General features: G+C 46.7%; 7 protein-coding genes. 2 read left to right on the forward strand and 5 right to left on the reverse strand.

Translation table 11 applies throughout. The features are described 5' to 3' along the window. Positions 1 to 143: 143 nt before the first annotated feature. Positions 144 to 278 carry a hypothetical protein gene (locus F6J94_RS29885; RefSeq protein WP_293024196.1) on the reverse strand — a complete coding sequence of 45 codons (135 nt, stop codon included), beginning with the start codon at positions 276 to 278 and terminating at the stop codon, positions 144 to 146. Between the two features lie 173 nt (positions 279 to 451). On the opposite strand from F6J94_RS29885, the gene F6J94_RS29890 reads away from it, so the two are divergent. Both F6J94_RS29890 and lipA read left to right on the forward strand, forming a co-directional pair. Continuing rightward, positions 452 to 829 (forward strand): four helix bundle protein, encoded by a 378-nt coding sequence (locus F6J94_RS29890; protein WP_293024193.1) that lies wholly within the window; start codon positions 452 to 454, stop codon positions 827 to 829. Between the two features lie 376 nt (positions 830 to 1205). Next, on the forward strand, positions 1206 to 2114 hold the full coding sequence (lipA, locus tag F6J94_RS29895) for a lipoyl synthase (protein ID WP_293046970.1): 909 nt from the start codon (positions 1206 to 1208) through the stop codon (positions 2112 to 2114). A 219-nt stretch (positions 2115 to 2333) separates the two neighbouring features. On the opposite strand, the gene F6J94_RS29900 is transcribed toward lipA, so the two are convergent. From F6J94_RS29900 to F6J94_RS29915, 4 genes are all read right to left on the reverse strand, one after another. Next, the gene (locus tag F6J94_RS29900; RefSeq protein ID WP_293046964.1) at positions 2334 to 2774 is read right to left on the reverse strand and encodes an SRPBCC family protein; all 441 of its coding nucleotides are present in this window, start codon (positions 2772 to 2774) and stop codon (positions 2334 to 2336) included. A 96-nt stretch (positions 2775 to 2870) separates the two neighbouring features. Further along, complete coding sequence (gene zds, locus F6J94_RS29905; protein WP_293046966.1) at positions 2871 to 4307, reverse strand: 9,9'-di-cis-zeta-carotene desaturase; 1437 nt, start codon at positions 4305 to 4307, stop codon at positions 2871 to 2873. 6 nt (positions 4308 to 4313) lie between these two features. Next, on the reverse strand, positions 4314 to 4523 hold the full coding sequence (locus tag F6J94_RS29910; protein ID WP_293046968.1) for a hypothetical protein: 210 nt from the start codon (positions 4521 to 4523) through the stop codon (positions 4314 to 4316). 80 nt (positions 4524 to 4603) lie between these two features. Next, positions 4604 to 4852, reverse strand: a complete 249-nt coding sequence (locus tag F6J94_RS29915; RefSeq protein WP_293024182.1) for a type II toxin-antitoxin system prevent-host-death family antitoxin — start codon at positions 4850 to 4852, stop codon at positions 4604 to 4606. Between the last annotated feature and the right edge of the window lie 255 nt (positions 4853 to 5107).

Here is a 5107-nt window from a genome sequence, read left to right on the forward strand (position 1 = left end):
TCGGGAGTCGGGAGTCGGGAATGGGGAGTCGGGAATCGGGAGTCGGGAATCGGGAGTCGGGAATCGGGAGTGGGGAATCGGGAATTGGGAATCGGGAATTGGGAATCGATGTGTGACTATTTATAAAAAAATAGTGGGTACGCTTAGTATACAAAAGCTAATGATTTTATAAATGGCAAATGTTTTCGGAGACTGACAACCATAATCGGGAATCGGGAATCGGGAATCGGGAATCGGTATATTTTTCGGGTGGTGGATGTTGTATTTGTGATTTTCAAAAAATAGTGGGAACGCTTAGTATACAAAAGCTAATAATTTTATAAATGGCAAATGTTTTCGGAGACTGACAACCATAGCGATCGCTTTTCTACCATAGAGCCACTCCCGACTCCCGACTCCCCACTCCCGATTCCCGATTCCCCACTCCCGACTCCCGAACTCTAGTTTAAGCATGAGCAATTATAATCAAATTCAGTCTTATCGAGATTTGCGAGTTTGGCAAAAGGGAATGGATGTGGCCGAGAGTTGCTATGTGATCACCAGAGAATTCCCTAAACAGGAAATGTATGGGATGACTGCACAGATAAGGAGAGCAGCTGCATCAATTCCTGCTAATATTGCAGAGGGATATGGACGGGAGTATCGAGGAGAATATGTTCAATTTCTTAGAATAGCTCAAGGCTCTCTCAAAGAATTGGAAACCCATCTTTTCTTATCGGTCAGAGTGAAACTGGCTACTTCTGGAAGCATTAATCCGATTATAGATGAGTGTGAAGCTTTAGGAAGAATGCTACGTTCTCTGATTCGGTCATTGCTAGATAACTCATAATTCCGGAGTCGGGAATCGGGAATCGGGAATCGGGAGTGGGGAATCGGGAGGAGTAGATAGTAGACCTATGCGCAAAAGTAGTTTTCTGATAGTGTTTGCATCAATTCTTGTCTACTGTTCTGGTGATCCCCTGTTCCAGACAACTGCCGCGAAGTCAAGTCTTTGTGTGACTAGTTAAACAATAGTAGACTTCGTTTGATGGAAATAGTTTTGTGGAATAGCCATCTTGGTAGAATAGCCATCTAACGTGGAACGGGCATCTTGCCCGTTGCTCCTGTTACAATTCTATTCGACTCCCGATTCCCGATTCCCGATTCCCGATTCCCGATTCCCGATTCCCCACTCCCGATTCCCGACTCCCGACTCCCGATTATCCATGACTACACAAAAACAATGGCGTTCAGAAATTACTGCACTTCCCTCTTGGTTGCGACGTCCTATTGGTAATGCTAGTGACATCTCAACAGTGCAGCGGATTATTAAACAACGGCAGATTCACACGATTTGTGAGGAGGGACGTTGCCCGAACCGAGGTGAGTGCTATTCTCAGAAAACTGCTACATTTTTGTTGATGGGACCGACGTGTACACGGTCTTGTGCATTTTGTCAAGTAGATAAAGGTCATGCTCCCATGGCCCTAGACCCAGAGGAGCCGCAAAAAGTGGCGGAATCGGTACAGTTATTGGGGTTGCGGTATGTGGTGCTGACCTCTGTGGCCAGGGATGATTTACCAGACCAGGGTGCGGGTTGGTTTGTCGCTACGATGGATGCAATCCGCAAACTCAATCCAGGTACTGAGATAGAAGTGCTAACGGCAGATTTCTGGGGGGGTAAAGGTGAGCAGGATCAAACCTCAGCAGAGTTGCAACAGCAACGGATAGCCACGGTGGTGGAGGCCAAGCCAGCCTGTTACAACCACAATATTGAAACAGTGCAGCGGCTACAGGGCAAGGTGCGCCGGGGAGCACAATATCAGCGATCGCTTGATGTGCTCAGCATTGTCAAACAACTCAATCCCACCATTCCCACTAAGTCCGGATTAATGTTGGGCCATGGGGAAACCAAAGCAGAAGTGATTGAGGCCATGGCGGATTTAGGTAAAATTGGATGCGATCGCATCACCCTCGGTCAATATATGCGTCCCTCTCTCCAACATCTGCCGGTACAAAAATACTGGACACCGGAAGAGTTTGATGAGCTAGGTGCGATCGCACGGGATATGGGATTTGCTCATGTTCGTTCCGGTCCTTTGGTCCGTAGTTCTTATCATGCGGGGGAAAGTTGAAGGTTGAAGGTTGAAGGTTGAAGGTTAGGAGGTTGAAGGTTAGCTGGTTGAAGGTTAGGAGGTTGAAGGTTAGCTGGTTGAAGGTTAGGAGGTTTAAGGTTTAATATGATATCCTAGTAATTTACTTTAATAACCATCTCCCCATCCCCCCATCTCCCCATCTCCCCATCTCCCCATCTCCCCATCTCCCCATCTCCCCATCTCCCCATCTCCCCACTCCTAGCCTTTCACTTTAAGAGCATAATCCCGGAATCGTTCTAAATCTTCCTGGATGGTAGACTCAACTAAGTTACCTAAAAATAAGTTATCCATTAACTGACCAAGAATGCCGGGAATGCCGTAAGCGATGGTCAGCTTAACGATACTGCTATCCTTACGGTCGTAGAAGCGCACTGCACCTCGATTGGGCAAACCATCTACTGATTCCCACTGAATAATCTGATGTGGAACTAATTTCAGAATTCGAGAGAGCCAGCTAAACTCAAAACCTGTACTAGCAAGTTTCCACCGGGATAAGTCAGGATCCTCTTCTAGGACTTCCACTGAGTCAATCCACTTCATCCAGCGCGGCATTTGCTCTAAATCTGACCAAAGCTCCCACGCTAATTCAATGGGAACTTCTACTTCAACTTGTACACTATGTTCCAGCCAATCAGACATAGGGTTTTAGATTCCTCAAGTTTTAGTGATTATATCGGGAGTCGGGAATCGGAACCCGATTCCCGATTCCCGATTCCCGATTCCCGATTCCCTTCTTCAACTAACCAAAGACTCAATCGCCTTAGCAGCACGACGCCCGGATAGGGTAGCTCCTTCCATACTATCGATATAGTCTTGTTGGGTATAGCTACCGGCTAGGAAAAAATTAGGAATTGGTGTCTTTTGGTTAGGGCGATAGGGGTCCATGCCAGGGGCTTCCCGGTATAGAGACTGAGCGAGTTTTACGACACTATACCAGGTCATGGTCAAGTCTCGTGAGGAGGGAAACAAGTTATGGACTTGGTGAAGCACATGTTTTGCGATCGCATCATTACTTTGTCGGATAAATGGGTCTCCTGGGGTTAGTACCAACTGCATCAGTGACCCTTCACCGGCTTTGTAATAGTCACCAGGACTAGTCAGAGCTAAATCCGCAAAGCAGGAAAAATCAGCATCGGGAGTATACAGTAGATTATCCATCCCTGCTGCTTCTTGGAGTTGCTGGCGTTTCTCGGCATCATGAAGCTCTGTCACCCAGCCATCAAATCGTAGTTGAACCGTGGCCACTGGTACCGTATCAAGCTTGTAGATATTATCGAAATCGGACCACTTGCGCCATGATTTCGGTAACAGCCGTTGAACACCAGGCACATCAACCGCACAGACATAGGCATCAGCGGTGATGGTTTCTTCGGTTTCCCCTTTGGCAATCACTAAACCAGTGACTCGGGTTTCCTCTGGGGTTTCGGTAAACAGAATTTCCCTAACTTGGCGGCGAGTGTGGATTTTTGCTCCTCTTTCCTCTAAATAGTTAATAATTGGTTTATGGAGGTACTCATGAGGAGAGCCTTCCAGCATTCGTAGTACCGATGCTTCGGTTCTAGCCGCAAATAACTGGAAAATCGTTAGCATACAACGGGCAGAAATGTTCTCGGTATCGATGAAACCCAGAGCATAGGCAATGGGATTCCACATCCGCTTTAAACTACCGTCGGAACCACCATGACCGCGAAACCAATCAGCGAAACTGACCGCATCTAGGTCACGAATCGTTTTCATTGCGCCATCGAAATCTATCAAGCCACGCACCAGAGGGCTGATCCCCAGGGCAATGGAGTTTTGCAGCTTATCCTGGAGGGAGAGTTGGGAAGTGGTGAAAAAAGCTTTTAGCCCATTAAAGGGAGCACCAGTAATGAAGCGAAAGTCTAGCTCACCCTTGCGTCCATCCTGATTAATAAAAGTGTGAGTATGCTCCTTCAGGCGCAGAAACTGGAACGCTCCCACCTTCTTCATCAGGTCAAACAGGTTGTAATAGCAGCCAAAGAAGACATGCAACCCCATTTCGATGTGATTGCCATCCTTATCTACCCAGCTTCCCACCTTTCCCCCCACAAAGGGACGGGATTCAAAAATTTCCACCTCATGACCAGCATCCACTAATTCTACTGCTGTGGCCATGCCCGCGAGCCCCGCACCAACAATTGCTAAGCGCATTCTCCCTTATCCTTTCAGTTTCTTTACATATTTTAATATATTCCGGGAGTGGGGAGTCGGGAGTGGGGAGTGGGGAATCGGGAGTGGGGAGTCGGGAATCGGGAGTGCGTTCGCGTAGCGTGACCTACGGTCAATCGCGTTTGGGTGCGGTGGGGTAGCAATCAGTAATATTTCTATAATTTCTTCTTGAACTTGGTAACTTAGCGCGTTTATCATACGTGATGAAGTACCTTCAATTTCAATTTTCTTCTGCCTGCTCCCTGCTCCCTGCTCCCTGCTCCCTCCTCCCTTTAAGCCTAAGCATTCATAATATCCTCCAAAAGCTGCTCACTTTCTGACAGCCCAATAAACCCTTCTTGTTGTGCTTGTTTAGCTTTAATAGCTATAAGTTCGTCTTCTAATTCTAAGAACCTTTCAAATTCTTCTATAGAAATAACAACAGCCACATTACGCCCTTTTTTAGTAATTTTTACTGGCTCTCTTCGAGCTAAATCCAACAGTTCACCAAAACGGTTTTTTGCCTCAGATGCTCCAAGGTTTTTCATCACTTTTTAGGTAAAAATACTAGACATTAAGTCTATTTTAGTCAATAGCAGCATTTGATGTAGGGTGGGCAGTGCTTAGCTTCGAGATTGTCAGCTTTTTAATTGGTACACTTATCTCTTCAGCTCATCTTACAGTTTTTGCTCTTCAAAAGTGACAGAAAATAATGATCCACGCAGAAAAGAGCCGAGGATATACGTAGGAGGCCTTGCTTCACGCTTCGGCGTACTCCGAACGTGGAAAATACGTGGACCATC

The sequence above is a fragment of the Moorena sp. SIO1F2 genome, from assembly GCF_010672755.1.
Classification (GTDB): domain Bacteria; phylum Cyanobacteriota; class Cyanobacteriia; order Cyanobacteriales; family Coleofasciculaceae; genus Moorena.

What these genes read in the sequence shown, in the direction of transcription:
- F6J94_RS29890 (WP_293024193.1), top strand. Translation starts at nt 452, where the DNA reads ATGAGCAATTATAATCAAATTCAGTCTTATCGAGATTTGCGAGTTTGG.
- lipA (WP_293046970.1), top strand. Translation starts at nt 1,206, where the DNA reads ATGACTACACAAAAACAATGGCGTTCAGAAATTACTGCACTTCCCTCT.
- F6J94_RS29900 (WP_293046964.1), bottom strand. Translation starts at nt 2,774, where the DNA reads ATGTCTGATTGGCTGGAACATAGTGTACAAGTTGAAGTAGAAGTTCCC.
- zds (WP_293046966.1), bottom strand. Translation starts at nt 4,307, where the DNA reads ATGCGCTTAGCAATTGTTGGTGCGGGGCTCGCGGGCATGGCCACAGCA.
- F6J94_RS29910 (WP_293046968.1), bottom strand. Translation starts at nt 4,523, where the DNA reads ATGATAAACGCGCTAAGTTACCAAGTTCAAGAAGAAATTATAGAAATA.
- F6J94_RS29915 (WP_293024182.1), bottom strand. Translation starts at nt 4,852, where the DNA reads ATGAAAAACCTTGGAGCATCTGAGGCAAAAAACCGTTTTGGTGAACTG.